We start from the raw sequence: 15,257 nt of genomic DNA on the forward strand, positions 1-15,257 counted from the left end.
AGCAATTTTTTTGATCTTTTCTGAAACTGATGTAGTATTAACACTATACAACTGGTCAGATGAGCGGATGAGTCAAATATGAGTATTAGAACTAGCTTAAAAAAAGTGTTACCACCAATTTCTGTAACAGAGCAGGAAGCGTTAGACGCAGGTGACGTTTGGATTGAATCTTCTATTTATCAGGGTAAACCTGATATGCAAGCACTTCGTGATATACCCCAAGCAAAATTGAGCGCGGAAGAGCAGGCATTTATGGACGGCCCAGTGACTGAATTACTGGGTATGATTGATGATTTCGAGTTAAACAACGGCGATCACATTCCTCAAGACGTTTTAGACTTCTTAGGTAAAAACCGTTTCTTCTCAATGATCATCCCTAAGAAATTTGGTGGTCTTGAGTTTAGCCCTTACGCTAACTCAACTATCGTTGCCACTATTGCTGCTAAATCTGGTGCAATCGCTGTAACCGTTATGGTACCTAACTCGTTAGGCCCAGGTGAGTTACTGATGCATTATGGTACTACAGCGCAACAAGATTACTGGTTACCACGCCTTTCAGATGGTCGTGATATTCCATGTTTTGCCCTAACCAGCCCTGAAGCGGGTTCAGATGCCGGTGCTATTCCTGATGCTGCTATCGTCACTAAAGGCGAGTACAACGGCGAAGAAGTACTTGGTCTTCGTATCAGCTGGGACAAGCGTTATATCACGCTAGCACCAATTGCTACCGTACTTGGCTTGGCATTTAAAGTATTCGATCCAGAGCAATTGCTTGGTGACAAATTAGAGCTAGGTATTACCTGTGCCTTATTACCTAAGTCTCACCCTGGTGTAGAACTTGGTAATCGCCACGACCCTATGGGCGTGCGCTTCTATAACGGAACAACTCGCGGTCAAGATGTATTTATTCCTATGGAATTTATCATTGGTGGTCAGAAAAATATCGGCCGCGGTTGGCAGATGCTAGTAGCGTGTCTTGGTGCAGGTCGTGGTATTTCACTTCCAGCGATGGGCGTTGCGACAGCACAATCTGCATTTAAAGGTACGGTTGAGTATTCATTTGTCCGTGAACAATTCGGTGTGCCGATTGGCCGCTTTGAAGGTATTCAAGAGAAGATGGCAGACATTGCTGGTAAGACTTTCTTACTTGAAGCCATGCGTGTTTTAACAACAGAAGGCCTAGGCTTAGGTGTTAAACCATCGGTTGTTACTGCAATTGCTAAATATCACATGACCGAACTTGGCCGTGATGTTATGAACTCGGCTATGGATATTCAAGCAGGTAAAGCAATTCAACGTGGCCCGCAAAATACCCTTGCAGGCGGATATGCTGCACTTCCTATTGCCATTACGGTTGAAGGTGCAAACATCCTTACTCGTAACCTAATGATTTTCGGTCAAGGTGCAATGCGTTGCCACCCTTACTTGAAAGACATGGTTGACCTTATTCACAGCAACGAAAGTTCTGCGGATAAAGAATTCAACAAGGTATTACGCAAAACTGTTGGCTTCAGTGTTAAGAATGCATTCCGTAGTTTTGGTAAAGGTTACTTACCTTTCCTACGCGGTTCAGAGTCTGCATTGCCTGAAGTACGTAAGTACGAAAAGCGTGTAAATAGCATTTCAGCTAAATTAGCACCACTTGCTGACTTATCACTAGCAGTACTTGGCGGCGACCTTAAGAAGGCAGAGTTACTTTCAGCCCGTCTGGGTGACGTGATGAGCTACCTTTACGGTGCAATGGCCGCTATTCGTTTTTACGAGCAGCGCATTGAAGATCGTCAACTTGCACTACCGTATTTCGAATACGCTATGCAGTGGTCATTACAGCAAGCTGATCAGGCAATTGTTAACTTCATCAACAATTTCCCGAACACGCCTACTCGCGGTCTAATGCGTTTACTTACCAACACCTATTCTAACAGTGTTGCAGGTATCAGCGATGACCTAGTTCGTGAATTGTCTATGGCGTCTATGCAAGACAATAGCGTGAAAGCACAGCTTACTCACTTAGTTCGCGTTAGCCCAGGTGATGGCAACGACATTAACGAACAAGCGTTTAAAGCGAAACATGCAGTTGCACACTTATTAGGTAAAGTGCAAAAAGCACTTCGCAAAGAGCCTGTAGTGCCGTTTATTTCGTTTGAGCATGCGCTGAACAAGCTTCAAGAGAAAGGCGTTATTAATGCCGAAGAAGCTGCACAGTTGCATGATTACAATGAGAAACGCCAATTGGCTGTTCGTGTTGATGAGTACACGTTCGACATGGAATTATTGCCTGCAACTGAAACGCTACGCGCAATTGATGGCGGAAAAAACGCAGCTTAACATTTCTTATTTAGCACATTATCTATAGAAAGCTCTGGCCTTTGGCCGGAGCTTTTTTGTATTTATTAAAGAGCATTAGTCAGCGCTTTAAGACGCCCTATGCTCGCTTTACATATACATCCCTTCTCACCTTGTATAAAGGGTGAAAATTTCTTCTTTAACATCTAAGCTTTAAGTATCAATTTTCAATTATAGAAAATTATGCAAATAATAAAACTTCTTAGCACTGCTTTAACTTTTATCATTGCTTAGCTTATGGGTCTGATGATTCGCCCTTACTATCGGATACCCTTGCATCTTACGTCGCATAGCAATTTTTGTAATATGCGTGTAATTTAACCAAAGTAGGTGTGTAAATTTAAAGCGATAAAAGCTGATTCGCTGTTATTACTAACAACACCAATAAAAACTTCACACCATATTAAGCGTAAAAGCTTATTGAGTTGGAACTTAGATTTATAGTGAAAAGCTCTGATGAACAAAGAGGGACAACCTCTCCTATTCCTATAACGCCGGAAATGCAGCGCGACATGGTCGATATGCTTAACAGTAATATGTTTACTGGATTAGCTATGACCTTCGTTGCCTTCCTAGGCTTAACGTTCGGTTTCGGGTCTGATACCGAAAAAGACCAAAGCTTAAAAGTATTGCTTTTTATCGCAATGAGCACTGTTATTCTTTTTCGTTTTACAGACGGCCTTTACTGGCTAACTAGATTAAAGGGCACCGAATATGATGTGCGACCTGTAAAGTTTAGGTTCGCGGTTGGCGTGTGTTTAGCATCTGCGGTATGGGCACTCTATTCAATTCTGCTCTACTCCACAATGAACTCGGTCGAGTTGGCGACAACCATGGTTGTCCTTGGAGCGATGGCCGGTGGTGCTGCGTCAGTATTAGCGCCAAGTAAAATTTTCGTTTTTGTCTATACCACCTCACTACTTGTGCCCATATCAATTAGAGCTTTGCTTGATGATGATAGAAATTTTGTTGTTTTGGGTATATTAGGCCTTATTTTTTGTATAGGTTGCCTTGTTAGTTCCTTACGTTACCATCGATTCTTTTTTGACACTGTATCCCTTAGGTATAAGAACAACCGCCTTGTAGAGCAGATGCAATCTGATAGGAAAGAGACCGCTAAAATTAACGCCATGCTGCGTAAATCTAATGAACAGTTAGATGATGCTAATGCTAATTTAGAAGATGAAGTTGAAAAACGTACCGCTGATATTTTTCGGTTATCTAATAGAGATCCGCTGACCAATTTACTGAACAGAAACGGATTGTTTAAACAGTTAAATACTCTCATTGAAAGTACCAAAGCGCTTGATAATAACCTTGCCGTTTTGTTTATTGATTTAGATGGTTTTAAGCAGGTAAACGATAGTTTGGGGCATAAGGTCGGCGATATTGTACTTGCAGAAATTGCTGACCGACTTGCCAAATATTGCGAAAAAGATCATCTCGCTCGATGGGGTGGCGATGAATTTGTTGCAGTAACGCCCTACGCCACCGTCCATACCGCAGTGGCCGTTGCTCATGCTATGCGCAGCGGGGTCACAGAGCCCATCATAGCTTTAGAAAACCAAATAACACTGGATGCCACCATTGGTATTGCGATGTTTCCGGAGCATGGCAACGACACCATGACGCTTATTCAACAAGCTGACTTGACCATGTACGATCAAAAACGTAAACAACGAGGCACTATTGGTGTTTTTAGTGAAGACCTACATGAAAAGATAAAAAGCGAACAGCGCCTTTGTGAGCAATTACGGCATGCTATAGAAAAAAATGCGTTTTCTGTGCACTATCAGCCCATTATTTGCGCCGACACACAAAAGTTAACATCGGTTGAAGCGCTACTACGTTGGAATTGTGACGGTAAAGTAATCTCCCCAGCGCGCTTTATTCCCCTTGCTGAGCGCACGGGGTTAATGCCTGAAATAGGCTCTTGGGTGTTAAACCGCGCGTGCATAGATGCGACTGAGTGGCCATTCAAAGACAACATTGCGTTATCGGTGAATGTTTCTATTAGTCAGCTGCTGGATGAAACTTTCATTAATACGCTGGACAAGGTACTAGCGTCGACCAGCATTAGCCCTTCCCGCCTTTATTTAGAAATAACAGAAAGCGTGTTCGCTAATAATATTAATGCGGTTGCAAATCAGATAAATAATGTTAAGGCCCGAGGCGTTAAAATATCAATCGATGACTTTGGCACAGGGTACTCTTCGTTAAGTCGATTGCAGTCAATGCCTTGTGATTTTATAAAAATTGATCGCTCATTTGTACAGAATACCAATGAAGGTAGTGATACTATTATGCGCGCAACCATGCTCATCGCAAACGAGTTTGGTTGTAAGACCATTGCTGAGGGCATTGAAACCTTAGAACAAATGAATAACGTCAAAGCATTAGGCGTGGATTTCATTCAAGGCTTTCTTTACGCTAAACCAATGCCATTGAGCGACCTTAAAACCTGGTATAACGAAAACAAATAATATTCATGGCTCAACTTTATTTTTATTACTCTGCAATGAACGCAGGAAAATCGACCTCTCTTTTACAATCAGCTTATAACTATCGCGAGAGAGGCATGCACTCTCTGATTTATACCGCGGCCTTTGATGACCGTTATGGCGTAGGGAAAGTTACCTCAAGAATTGGACTACAAGCCGACGCAAAATTGTACGGAAATGATGACGATCTTTATGAAGCTATAAAACATGACAACGAAGAAAAGCGTTTAGATTGCATTTTCATTGATGAAGCGCAGTTTCTAACGCAAGTTCAAGTTCGTCAGTTAATAGAAGTGGTAGACGAATTAGATATCCCCGTTTTGGCTTACGGATTACGTACAGACTTTTTAGGTGGCACTTTTGAAGGTAGCCACTACCTTCTCGCGTGGGCTGATAAGTTGTTCGAACTTAAAACGGTTTGTCATTGCGGGCGCAAAGCAAATTTTGTGGTAAGGCTGGATGAAGACGGCAATGCAGTTACCGATGGAGACCAAGTACAAATTGGTGGCAACGATCGCTATGAATCTATGTGTAGAAAGCATTTCAAAGAGTTGGTCTGGGATAAAGACAAAATTTAATGTTTCTTGAACTTCACTCTTTGATAGTAAGTATATACTTAAACTATTGTGTTTAAATTACCTCAAAGAGTGTCGCTATGGATATAGACCGCTATACAACACTCGTCATTTCATTGTCAAAGCGCGGATTGGATGAGCAAGATAAACTTACTGCGATAGTGTCATGCCTTCAATTAGGTATTCCGGCAGCGAATCGAATAAGCTTATGGCGATTTGAAGAAAACAAGACCCGAATTCGGTGTCTTACGTTAAATCAGGATGGCCAAAATTTGGCAACTCATGATTTATCGATATCTAAAGAAGATATCCCCGATTATTTTGACGACATACTAAAACAAAGCGTGTTAGTAGCCTCAGATGCCCGTAACCATCCTGCCACAAAAAGCTTTAACCAAAATTACTTCAAGCCCAATGATATCTACTCACTATTAGATTTTACCTTCCATAACCACTTCGACCCTATTGATGTTATCTGCTGTGAGAAAACACATAGTCCAATCGAATGGTCACAGAATGATATAGATAATTTAAAGCGTGTAGCGCAAATAACGTCTATGTTTTACGACAGTTAGACGTTCAATTTAGTACTCACAGTTAAACGCTAACCGTTTCACCTATCTTTAAATCAAACGGTAGCACGGTGCTTTTCAGTGATTCGCTGAGTAAAGCTTGGGCGGCCATCTCGCCTTTAAGTGCGCTTGATTGGCAAACCGTTGTTAAATAAGGACGAGTTCTGTCTGCCTCTTCAATACCGTCAAAACCTGTAATTTTTAGCTCTTCAGGTACTTTAATTCCCATCGAAAGCGCTGATTGCAGCAGTTCTAGGGCAATAATATCACTCATACATAACACGGTATCAGGCCTAGGGTTACTGTTTAACACTTCTTTAGCCGCTTGCTTTGCGAAGCTTCGCTCACTTTCGGGAATATGCCAAACCCAATCATTTGATATTGTTGCCTGACGTTCATCGATTGCTTTCATATAACCGTCTAATCGACGATGAGAAATAGAAGTTTGAACTTCTATAAGCGGGCTGTCATAAATGCGGCAGGTACTTGGAGACTCAATTAATCGCAGTCCTAAAATGGCGACATGATCACCAGGGGAAATTGCTTTTTTAGCGATTTGATACGCGGCGTTGTAATTATCGATGTTAACTGACGGAAGCCCTTCAATATCGAAATCTACCGTAATAGCAGGTTTACTTTGTCTTGCTAGCTCTTCTGCCAACTTATAATTGCGTGGCGCACCGTAACAAATGAACCCGTCAACAAAATCCACCACATCAAGAATACTTTCTGAGTCACCCGCATAAAGCAACAGGTGCTTTCCTTGCTGCTGTAATATACTTGAAACCCCTTTAATGAAGGTACTTGCTACGGGGTCACTGACGGTATAAGGAATACTGTCAGCCAATACTAAGGCGACAATATTAGAACGCCCTTTCCTTAAGATTTGCGCGGCTTTATTAGGCCCGGTGTAACCAATGCGATCGCACTCGGCGAGGATATGCTCTCGACGCGCTTTAGACAATTGATCGGGCCTATTAAATGCATTTGAAATAGTGGCGGTCGACACACCTAACTGCAAAGCTACATCTTTAAGTGTCAATTTTGTTTTGGTCATTTTTATGTGTACTATTCCCTGCGTTTGTTTTTACGATTCCCTGCGTACGCAAAGACAACTAACTGTAAATATGCAAGCGTTACAAACGCTTCAAGCATGCCGGTTTGTTGGCTAACCGTTAATTACAGTAAAATGACCTTAACTATATCACCACTTAAACGATTAATTCACACCTCTTATCGAATACCTATGATTGAAAGGTTTTAAGCGAATTAGACACAGAGGCCAGTTGGACTAAGTTACCTTAATCGTTTTTGTTTTTATCGTGTTCCAAATATTTTATCGCCTGCATCACCCAAACCAGGCAGTATGTAACCCTTCTCATCTAGGCGGTCATCAATAGCAGCAGTGAAAATTTCTACATCAGGGTGCGCATCAACCACGGCTTTAATACCTTCTGGCGCGGCCACTAAAAAAAGCCCCATGATTTTCTTACAGCCCTTTTGCTTCAGTAAATCGATAGTGGCAATTAACGTACCACCAGTCGCTAACATTGGGTCAACAATTAATGCAGTGCGCTCATCAATATTCTTTACTACTTTGTCAAAGTAAGCCACAGGCTGCAGTGTATCTTCGTCGCGATACAAACCAACCACACTGATTTTTGCATTAGGGATTAGTTCTAATACGCCCTCAAGCATGCCCAGCCCAGCACGAAGAATAGGTACTACCGTAATTTTCTTGCCTTTGATTTGCTTAACTTCAACATCATCACCTGACCAGCTTTTTATCACTGCACGCTCTGTTGGTAGCGTTCGTGTAGCTTCGTATGTCAGCAAGTTACCTACTTCTGATGCTAACTCACGAAAGTCTTTACTGCTAATTTTGGAGTAACGCATCAACCCCAATTTGTGTGCAATCAATGGATGAGTTATTTCATGAACGGCCATTTTACTTCCTTAAGTATCTGTTTTACACAGTTTAACCGCTCAAACCATTTAGGCAAAATTAACCTAACGTATTTTCTCCTACATTCACGGTGCTACCGTCAGGTAATGTCATTTCTATTTTGATGCTTCCTCCTACAGCTGCGAGGTAGGCCGAGGCTCTATGAAGGGGAACATCTTGTATGCGTTTCGACTCAAGCTTACTTACCCCCGAAGCAGTCACGCAAAGCGCCATTGCCACAACTTCTTGTTTAACCCTGTGTTGCTTTCTAATTTCACCTAACGTTATTTCTCTCATTGTTTTGTCGCCGATATATTTTGGGCATAAAAAAACCCAGATGGTTTAACCTTTCTGGGCTTTTGCAAAACGTTCTTACTTTTATGCTATGCCCAGAAGCGAATACTTGCCCCTGAACACTCAGCGTCAGGCGCTATTGGGTATAATTGTAAAAGTAATTAAAAGTAACGTTTTGCATGATGAATTCTCTTTGGTGGTTGGAATGCGCACTTGCGCTGCTCACTTATCCTTAACCATACCATTATTATTGGCAATAACAACGACTTTCCAATTTGGAATTTTTTTGCCTAACTCTTCCACCTTTACTAGAAACTTACACTTTACTTCGCAACTTTCACCTTTAAAATCTCTCTTAAGGTTATCTTTAGCTACCTCAAAAATTATAATTATGAAATTACTTGTTCCCTTTTTAGTTGTTACTGCCGTGTTAGCAGGCTGCGCCGGAAAACCAGACCATCGTGATCAAGGTGAAGTGTTCTTCGAAACCAAAATTAATCCCGATGGCACAAAATTATTTGCTTTTAGCATTGGTATGCCAAGTCGTGGAGACCGGGATGAAGGCCGCGGCCAACGTCCTTCTCGAGGTGGTAATGGTGGCGGTCGAGGCGGCAGAGACGGTGGCGGAGATGTTGGCGGAGAAGCAAGGGGCGGTAACGATCGCGATGCCGAACGTATGGAAGCTTTTTACGATACATTAAGTGAAAAGTTACTTGAAACGCAATATTGCCGAAATGGCTATATTGAAATTGATACCCATGAAACTGAAGGCCGTTATCACCTACTCGGCGAATGCCAAGAATCGGCGTCAGAGGAAGATAAACTCAAGTTCGCAAATCCTTATTAATTGGTAAATCATCGCCCATATTGTTTTGTATCGCGGTGTGGGCGATCACTTTTTATGCTTCATAGATAGGAAAAGTGCTAACGCATTTTCGATAGAAACTTAATTCTATGCTTTTACTGTAAGTTGCAAGTGTTCGTGCCAAGCACAAAAAACATTAAAACTGCGTACCTAATTCAGCCTTTTTTAGTTTCTCTAAAAAAGGCGCAACCGCTACATCGCCTTCTTCAGGTGCCCAACTTGCAAAACCTTTATCATCCATGACTTCGTAGGGGCCTTGCTTTACTTCCATAAATACCACGGGTTCAAAGCAAACCGTGGCATGCCATACGTTAGGTGGGATCTCTACCCCTACACAATCACCACCAGCGCTTAAGGTTATACGTTTAGTTAGCACAGCATTGTCGTCAAAAAACAATAAATCGATACTCCCTTCCACAGCCATAAAAAATTCCCACTTATGCTGTTGGGTATGGCGATGCGGACGAACATAAGAATCTGGTTCCATTGCGATAAATAGGCGCTGGACTAAATCTTCGTAACTTTTGTGGACGTTGTGATTGGCCCTTCGTCTTGGGCTTGCTTTGGCGCTTTCTTTAAGTGCATTGCGCTGCGCGTGATTAAAAAGTTGAATATCGGTAAGCATGACACTCTCCTTGTTTTGCTTTATTAATGGGATTGCCGGTATTTGACTACCCTAAAGTGCTGAACATTTAACTTAACGCGCAAGCCTGTGTTGCGAGGGGACTTGTATTTTGGCGTAACCTGTACGTTAGCATTGACGGTGCTGAAAAAGCAAAAAGACGAGCTTATTGCTCGCCTTTGACATTCAAGAACGCGCTAAGCCCTCGGCTTAGCGTGTTGAGTTACCCTATTAGTTTAGCCGCTGAACTTGCCTAAACCTTCAACCAACAGTGCTTTAATCTCTTGCCCTTGTTCGGTATCAAGGTAAGCTTTTGCACTATTCACAATTTGCATGATCTGTGCTGGCTCTAAGCCTAGCGCTTCAAATTGCTTGTTTAATTCATTAACTGACTTAAAGCTATCGCTATAACTTGCGGCTTTATCAAGAATACTGCTTAAACCGCCTTCAGAAGTTACATTGCTGATATCGGGTACTGAACCTAGTAAAGACTCAAGCCCCGGCAATGCGTTGCTTAGTTCACTGAACTGGCTGGTTGAAATATTGTCTTTTGCGTAATTGAAGATAGATGCTAAGCCACCTGTCGCTTGAGACTCGGTAATGCCTACCGCATCACTAACTGAGCGTGTCATATCAGAAATATTCGGCACTGCTTCAACTTCTTCGGTCATACCAAACAAGCCTTTCAGAGAATCCAACCATCCTTCAGCATGGCTTTGTGGGGCAACGGCGAGTCCTGATACTAAAACAAGAGCGTAGATTTTTTTCATCATTATTTTTATTGTGAGCAGGAAACAAAAGCTCTGCCAACAATCCATCCTTAGTGATTTCAAGAGCCCTAATTCTATAGGTATTTGTAATTATCACAATTAGGCAAAAGGATAAAACTATGCCCTAGCACTTACTCGTACGGGGCTGAGTCGTTATTTTAGTGAGGTGTAGGACTTAAGACTTAGGCTTACTACGAAGCGAAAGAAGTTGCTCGGGCATCAGCACAAAAGCCCTAACGAGCCCCATTCCATAACCCGGACCTTCGTTGTCTAGTTCAGAGGCAGGTAAGTAAAAGTGCTGTGTCGCTTCTAAGCGGTATAAGGCTGAATCTACAATGTGCCATTGCCCGTCCTGCCAAACTTCAGTCCATGCATGCCCAAACGCATTTACACTATCGTTTTGCTCCACTATCACCGTACCAATTATAACCTTGGCTGACATGCCTAACGCGCGGGCTAACGCTGCCGTAAGCACCGCATATTCGGTACAATCACCACTGCGCTGGCTAGCAACAACCGACGCAATATTAAAACCGTGAATATAATTTGGATCAACAATATAGCCATCAACAAAGGCGGTAAGATGTTCTAGCTCAAAGGGGGCATCTGCGTAAGCTTGTTGATAGCTAGCAACAAATGCTTTTGTACTGGGCTCACTCAAATCTACAACAAAGCTATCTGCGCTGTGTTTATCTTGAACTGGTTTAATAAAACGAGGCATTGGAGATAAGGTAATCGATAAGCGATTATCGCTCACCTGTTCAGCAGTCACACCTTCCCAGTTTTCTAAGTTGGTAGCCAGCTTATTCGAGTTTGATGATACCAGCTCAAAATTAATCTGTTTTGAAAGTGGTAAAACCTGACCTTCAGCAAGCTCGATACCTATTTCGGCCATAGAAGGCACAGACTGCGCGCTTACTGTATGAGTAAACGCAAAACCAACAAAACCAAATAGTAGGCTAAACCCAATAGATAACCGGCATGAAGACCACATTATAGTGTGGGGGTTCCGTTGGAATGCATCAATACCATGTCCATCTTAAGCCCGCCTTGTTGCATAACTCCCTTGCTAATGACGCCCTTTTTGTCAGACTGCATGGTCATTACCAGTGGCCCCATATCTATTTTAAGGTTACCACTAGGATTGTCTGCCTCTTCGCTTATCACAACCTCAATGGCTGCGGTTGGGTCGGCATCTGCCGTCCACATATAAAAACTGCCTGAGTTATTGTCTGAGTTAAGGAGATTGACCGATTCTAAATAGCTGCCGTAGCTCGATAGTAACCAGTCTTTATGAGCCAGTTCTATTTCTAAAGCTTTACCTTGCAACTCCCCTTTAACCTGCCAAGCGTCTTCAACGTAACTAATATTAAAGCTTGATGTCATCGTGCTGTTTTCAATGGTGTATTCACTTGCGTTAATCAAAGAACCGTCTGGGTTACTCCACGAAAAAGCGACTGAATCTGAACGAGCAATTGATGTTTCATCTACGGGGATCATAAACGCTGTCCCTACCACAATTTCAATATCACCATCGCTATCTTCTATATATTTTTCACGGGTGAAACCCATAGGGATATCATTAATGACTATCTGATAGGTAGAACGGTAAAATTCAGGGGAAGGTTGAGACGCAGTAAACGCGCGTACGAACGACTTAAATACAGCAACAAAAGCGCTTTGATAACCCATTTCGTTATGGATGCAAACTTGCAAACTATTATCAGTTTCAGCAGAGAGGCCTTTTAAAAGGCCGGAGACCTTTTCATCGCCCTCACCTACCGTATACAACGTATCGAGTGAGAGGTAAGGCGTTGCGTCGACCACACCCGAATCCATGGCATAGTTAAATTGTCCAGAAAGCGTTTTTTCATTTAACGTTTCCACACCCGACAAGCTATATTCAACAATTGAATATAGTGAGTTGGCGGGGCCGTCAAATTCATTAAATGCGTAACATTCGACTGGTGAATCAGTACCTATATCGATGGTGTAGTACCAAGTACCTTCAGAAGCGTCTTGTGCAGTCGCTTGCCCCAACACCGAACTATTTACCTGAAAATCAGCTATTTCAATAGGTGAAGTGTTAGTCACCTTGGTATCTCTAGCCATTGCCTCTTTGAACCAGTCTGGAAAATCGCTAAGGTTGACTAATTCAACAGCGCTTACGTTAAACGCCAACAAACTTGAGAAAGATAAAGAGGTAACAATACTGCCTAACTTCATAAATAGTCGTTCCTTGATATTTGTCACTGATTAAGAAAGCACATTGGCTGCTCATACCATTGACCATACGTTTTTTATGCGAATATTTCTATATTCTTTTGTGCGTTCTACTTCGCGCTTTTCTTCATTCTTTTACTTTGCGCTTCACGTTTTTCATTTCGTTTTTCTTTTCTAGCTTGTTTATCTGGCGTGAGCGAGCCATCTTTAAACCGTTGCTTTCGCTTGGCGTTATCAGCGGCTTTCTTTGCTGCCACTTCAGCTATTTCACGTTTTTCGACTTCAATCATCTCTGGCGTTTCTAGGGTTATTCTGCCTAATTTACCCGATTGTAGTTCATTCAATAACACTTCACATATCTTATGAAGATTAACACGGCCGCCGGTCATTATAGCGCCCCGCTTTTTCGCCGCGGCTTCTAAAAACTCAATTTCAGTATCGGGAATTTCTTCAAGCTTATAATTCGCTTTTAACACATCTGGGTAAGCTTTAATCAGGTAATCGGCAGCATAAAAACCCACATCATCATATTCCATTGCCGTGTTCTTCACTGCACCTGAAGAGGCTAAACGATATATGGAATTAGGATTTTCCAGTTTTGGCCATAACACCCCAGGGGTGTCGAAAAGCACAATACCATCACCTAAATTAATACGTTGCTGACTTTTTGTTACCGCTGGCTCGTTACCCGTTTTAGCAATAATACGGTCGGCCAAAATATTGATGAGGGTAGACTTCCCTACGTTTGGAATGCCCGTGATCATGGCTTTAATCACTTTATGCTGCACGTCTTTGTGTGCACAAATGGTTTTAATCAGCCCCATGACTTGTTTACTACTAGCGGGGTTGTCGCTAGAGGTAGTCAGGGTTTTAACCCCGCGCTCAGACTCTAAATGCGCTTGCCACTGCGCTGTTATTTCAGGGTCAGCCAAGTCGTACTTGTTCAAAATTTTTATGCACGGCTTATCGCCTCGCAATTTTGCAATCTCTGGATTTTCGCTTGAAAACGGTATGCGTGCATCAAGCACCTCAATCAGTACATCTACCTGACTAAGCGATTCCTTAATCTCTTTAAGGGCTTTGTGCATGTGTCCAGGAAACCATTGTAAGGCCACTGTTATTATCCTTTTAGGGGGTGGTGATACCAAGCTATTAGCACTTCGCTAATGCCTGGGCTGTTATCAAGCTAATGAGAAGCAAGCGCAGAACGCTAATCCGCATTAAATGTTCAATAATATATAAACTGCAAATAGCAGCGCTAATGTGTGCGTCTGAATAGCATTAGCAAAAGGCTAACGGGACAACTCATAAACACACATATTCACGGCACTGGCCAAGTTGAGCGAATCTATTTTTCCGCTACCAGCAATGGTGTATGCCTTGGCATTAAATGCAGAAAGCGCTGCTTTGGGAACACCCCTCGCTTCATTACCAAACAAGTAGCAGTCGAAATCTGAAAACGACGGTGCGGTAACGGCTTCACCTGACATATCTAAATAGGCGAACCGGCTGAAGCGAGTTTGCAATGCATCTAGGCTCACATCTAATTCAATAGGCACGTGAAAGATTGCCCCCATACTCGAACGCACCACTTTAGAATTAAAGGGGTCCACACTATTGGGACTTAGTAACAAGGAGAAATTATCAAACCAGGCTAATGTTCTTAATATGGTGCCCAAATTTCCTGGGTCTTGCACTTCGTGCAGGTACACGTAGCGCTGCTTGTCTTTATGTCCAAGCGCTTGATTCAAATTTTTATCCGACACTTCCTCTGGGGTATTGGTCGCGCCAGCGGTAGAACTAGGTAATGGCACACAGGCAATAATACCTTGCGGGGTTTTAGTATCACTAAGCTGTGACATTTGCTTTTGAGTGACGTTTACTAGGGTAAACCCCGAATCAAGCGCCCTCGCCTTTTGCTCAAAGTCATCGGTAATAAAAAGGGTGATAAATTCAGCTGATGGAGCACTACTCGTATTACTGTAAGCATTGGTCCTAACGGCTTTTACTAATTCTAAAACTAGATGTTCGCCTTCCACCAAATAAAAGCCAAATTGCCCACGGTATTTTTTCTGATGCAGCTTTTTAACATCGTCAAGTTTCATCATTCTATTTTTCCGTTTTAGGAGGCGAAGCGCACAGGTGCATTGTTATTTATTAACCTTGCACGCTATTCGTGCTCAAGCAGGGCCAGTTTATCTGGCACACCATTCCATACATCGGCGTCTTCAGGCGGCGCTTTTAGCTCAATAATATTAGGCCACTTCGCTGCAAGCTCTTCGTTAATAGCCAAATACGGCTTTTGCGCATCAGTCAGGTGCGTATCTTGAACTATGGCGTCGGCAGGACATTCAGGTACACAAAGCGCACAATCGATACATATAGCAGGATCTATGGCTAAAAAATTAGGTCCTTCAAAGAATGCATCTACTGGGCATACTGCAACACAGTCTGTGTACTTACAGTTTATGCAATTGTCTGTCACTACAAAGGTCATTTGCACCTACATGCTTGGGTTATTATTTCAGGGTGCCAAGTTTAAAT

15 protein-coding genes are annotated in these 15,257 nt (G+C 42.5%); 5 read left to right on the forward strand and 10 right to left on the reverse strand.

Features of this window, described 5'->3' with window-relative positions; translation table 11 throughout:
• Positions 1–78: 78 nt before the first annotated feature.
• From ALT761_RS14325 to ALT761_RS14340, 4 genes are all read left to right on the forward strand, one after another.
• Positions 79–2,328 carry an acyl-CoA dehydrogenase gene (locus ALT761_RS14325; RefSeq protein WP_126871641.1) on the forward strand — a complete coding sequence of 750 codons (2,250 nt, stop codon included), beginning with the start codon at positions 79–81 and terminating at the stop codon, positions 2,326–2,328.
• 461 nt (positions 2,329–2,789) lie between these two features.
• The gene (locus ALT761_RS14330) at positions 2,790–4,829 is read left to right on the forward strand and encodes a putative bifunctional diguanylate cyclase/phosphodiesterase (RefSeq protein WP_232043464.1); all 2,040 of its coding nucleotides are present in this window, start codon (positions 2,790–2,792) and stop codon (positions 4,827–4,829) included.
• Between the two features lie 5 nt (positions 4,830–4,834).
• Positions 4,835–5,425 carry a thymidine kinase gene (locus ALT761_RS14335; RefSeq protein WP_129739656.1) on the forward strand — a complete coding sequence of 197 codons (591 nt, stop codon included), beginning with the start codon at positions 4,835–4,837 and terminating at the stop codon, positions 5,423–5,425.
• Between the two features lie 77 nt (positions 5,426–5,502).
• Positions 5,503–5,997 carry a hypothetical protein gene (locus tag ALT761_RS14340; RefSeq protein WP_129739658.1) on the forward strand — a complete coding sequence of 165 codons (495 nt, stop codon included), beginning with the start codon at positions 5,503–5,505 and terminating at the stop codon, positions 5,995–5,997.
• 22 nt (positions 5,998–6,019) lie between these two features.
• On the opposite strand, the gene ALT761_RS14345 is transcribed toward ALT761_RS14340, so the two are convergent.
• The 3 genes from ALT761_RS14345 to ALT761_RS14355 form a co-directional block, all read right to left on the reverse strand.
• A complete protein-coding gene (locus ALT761_RS14345) occupies positions 6,020–7,051 on the reverse strand; it encodes a LacI family DNA-binding transcriptional regulator (protein ID WP_129739660.1) in 1,032 nt (343 codons plus the stop codon).
• Positions 7,052–7,311: 260 nt separating this feature from the next.
• The gene (upp, locus tag ALT761_RS14350; RefSeq protein ID WP_013783184.1) at positions 7,312–7,941 is read right to left on the reverse strand and encodes a uracil phosphoribosyltransferase; all 630 of its coding nucleotides are present in this window, start codon (positions 7,939–7,941) and stop codon (positions 7,312–7,314) included.
• Positions 7,942–7,999: 58 nt separating this feature from the next.
• Positions 8,000–8,236: an XRE family transcriptional regulator gene (locus ALT761_RS14355; protein WP_013783183.1), complete on the reverse strand. Its 237-nt coding sequence runs from the start codon at positions 8,234–8,236 to the stop codon at positions 8,000–8,002.
• Between the two features lie 388 nt (positions 8,237–8,624).
• Here ALT761_RS14355 and ALT761_RS14360 point away from each other — a divergent pair, with 388 nt between their 5' ends.
• Entirely contained in the window at positions 8,625–9,080 is a 456-nt protein-coding gene (locus ALT761_RS14360; protein WP_232043465.1) for a hypothetical protein, read from the forward strand.
• 154 nt (positions 9,081–9,234) lie between these two features.
• Here the strand turns inward: ALT761_RS14360 and ALT761_RS14365 are convergent, their stop codons facing one another.
• The 7 genes from ALT761_RS14365 to fdxA form a co-directional block, all read right to left on the reverse strand.
• Positions 9,235–9,723 (reverse strand): WbuC family cupin fold metalloprotein, encoded by a 489-nt coding sequence (locus ALT761_RS14365; RefSeq protein WP_129739662.1) that lies wholly within the window; start codon positions 9,721–9,723, stop codon positions 9,235–9,237.
• Positions 9,724–9,956: 233 nt separating this feature from the next.
• Positions 9,957–10,493 carry a DUF2780 domain-containing protein gene (locus ALT761_RS14370; RefSeq protein WP_232043466.1) on the reverse strand — a complete coding sequence of 179 codons (537 nt, stop codon included), beginning with the start codon at positions 10,491–10,493 and terminating at the stop codon, positions 9,957–9,959.
• Between the two features lie 172 nt (positions 10,494–10,665).
• Positions 10,666–11,484 carry a transglutaminase-like domain-containing protein gene (locus ALT761_RS14375; protein ID WP_129739664.1) on the reverse strand — a complete coding sequence of 273 codons (819 nt, stop codon included), beginning with the start codon at positions 11,482–11,484 and terminating at the stop codon, positions 10,666–10,668.
• Positions 11,484–12,716, reverse strand: coding sequence for a hypothetical protein (locus ALT761_RS14380; RefSeq protein ID WP_129739665.1), 1,233 nt, complete (start codon positions 12,714–12,716; stop codon positions 11,484–11,486). The genes ALT761_RS14375 and ALT761_RS14380 overlap by 1 nt, the downstream gene beginning before the upstream one ends.
• Positions 12,717–12,823: 107 nt before the next feature.
• The gene (gene ylqF, locus ALT761_RS14385; protein ID WP_129739668.1) at positions 12,824–13,828 is read right to left on the reverse strand and encodes a ribosome biogenesis GTPase YlqF; all 1,005 of its coding nucleotides are present in this window, start codon (positions 13,826–13,828) and stop codon (positions 12,824–12,826) included.
• 177 nt (positions 13,829–14,005) lie between these two features.
• A complete protein-coding gene (locus ALT761_RS14390; protein ID WP_129740657.1) occupies positions 14,006–14,818 on the reverse strand; it encodes a TrmH family RNA methyltransferase in 813 nt (270 codons plus the stop codon).
• Between the two features lie 65 nt (positions 14,819–14,883).
• Positions 14,884–15,210 carry a ferredoxin FdxA gene (fdxA, locus tag ALT761_RS14395; protein ID WP_013783175.1) on the reverse strand — a complete coding sequence of 109 codons (327 nt, stop codon included), beginning with the start codon at positions 15,208–15,210 and terminating at the stop codon, positions 14,884–14,886.
• Positions 15,211–15,257 lie beyond the last annotated feature (47 nt).

This window comes from Alteromonas sp. 76-1 (assembly GCF_900654235.1).
In the GTDB taxonomy this organism is placed as follows: Bacteria; Pseudomonadota; Gammaproteobacteria; order Enterobacterales; family Alteromonadaceae; genus Alteromonas; species Alteromonas naphthalenivorans.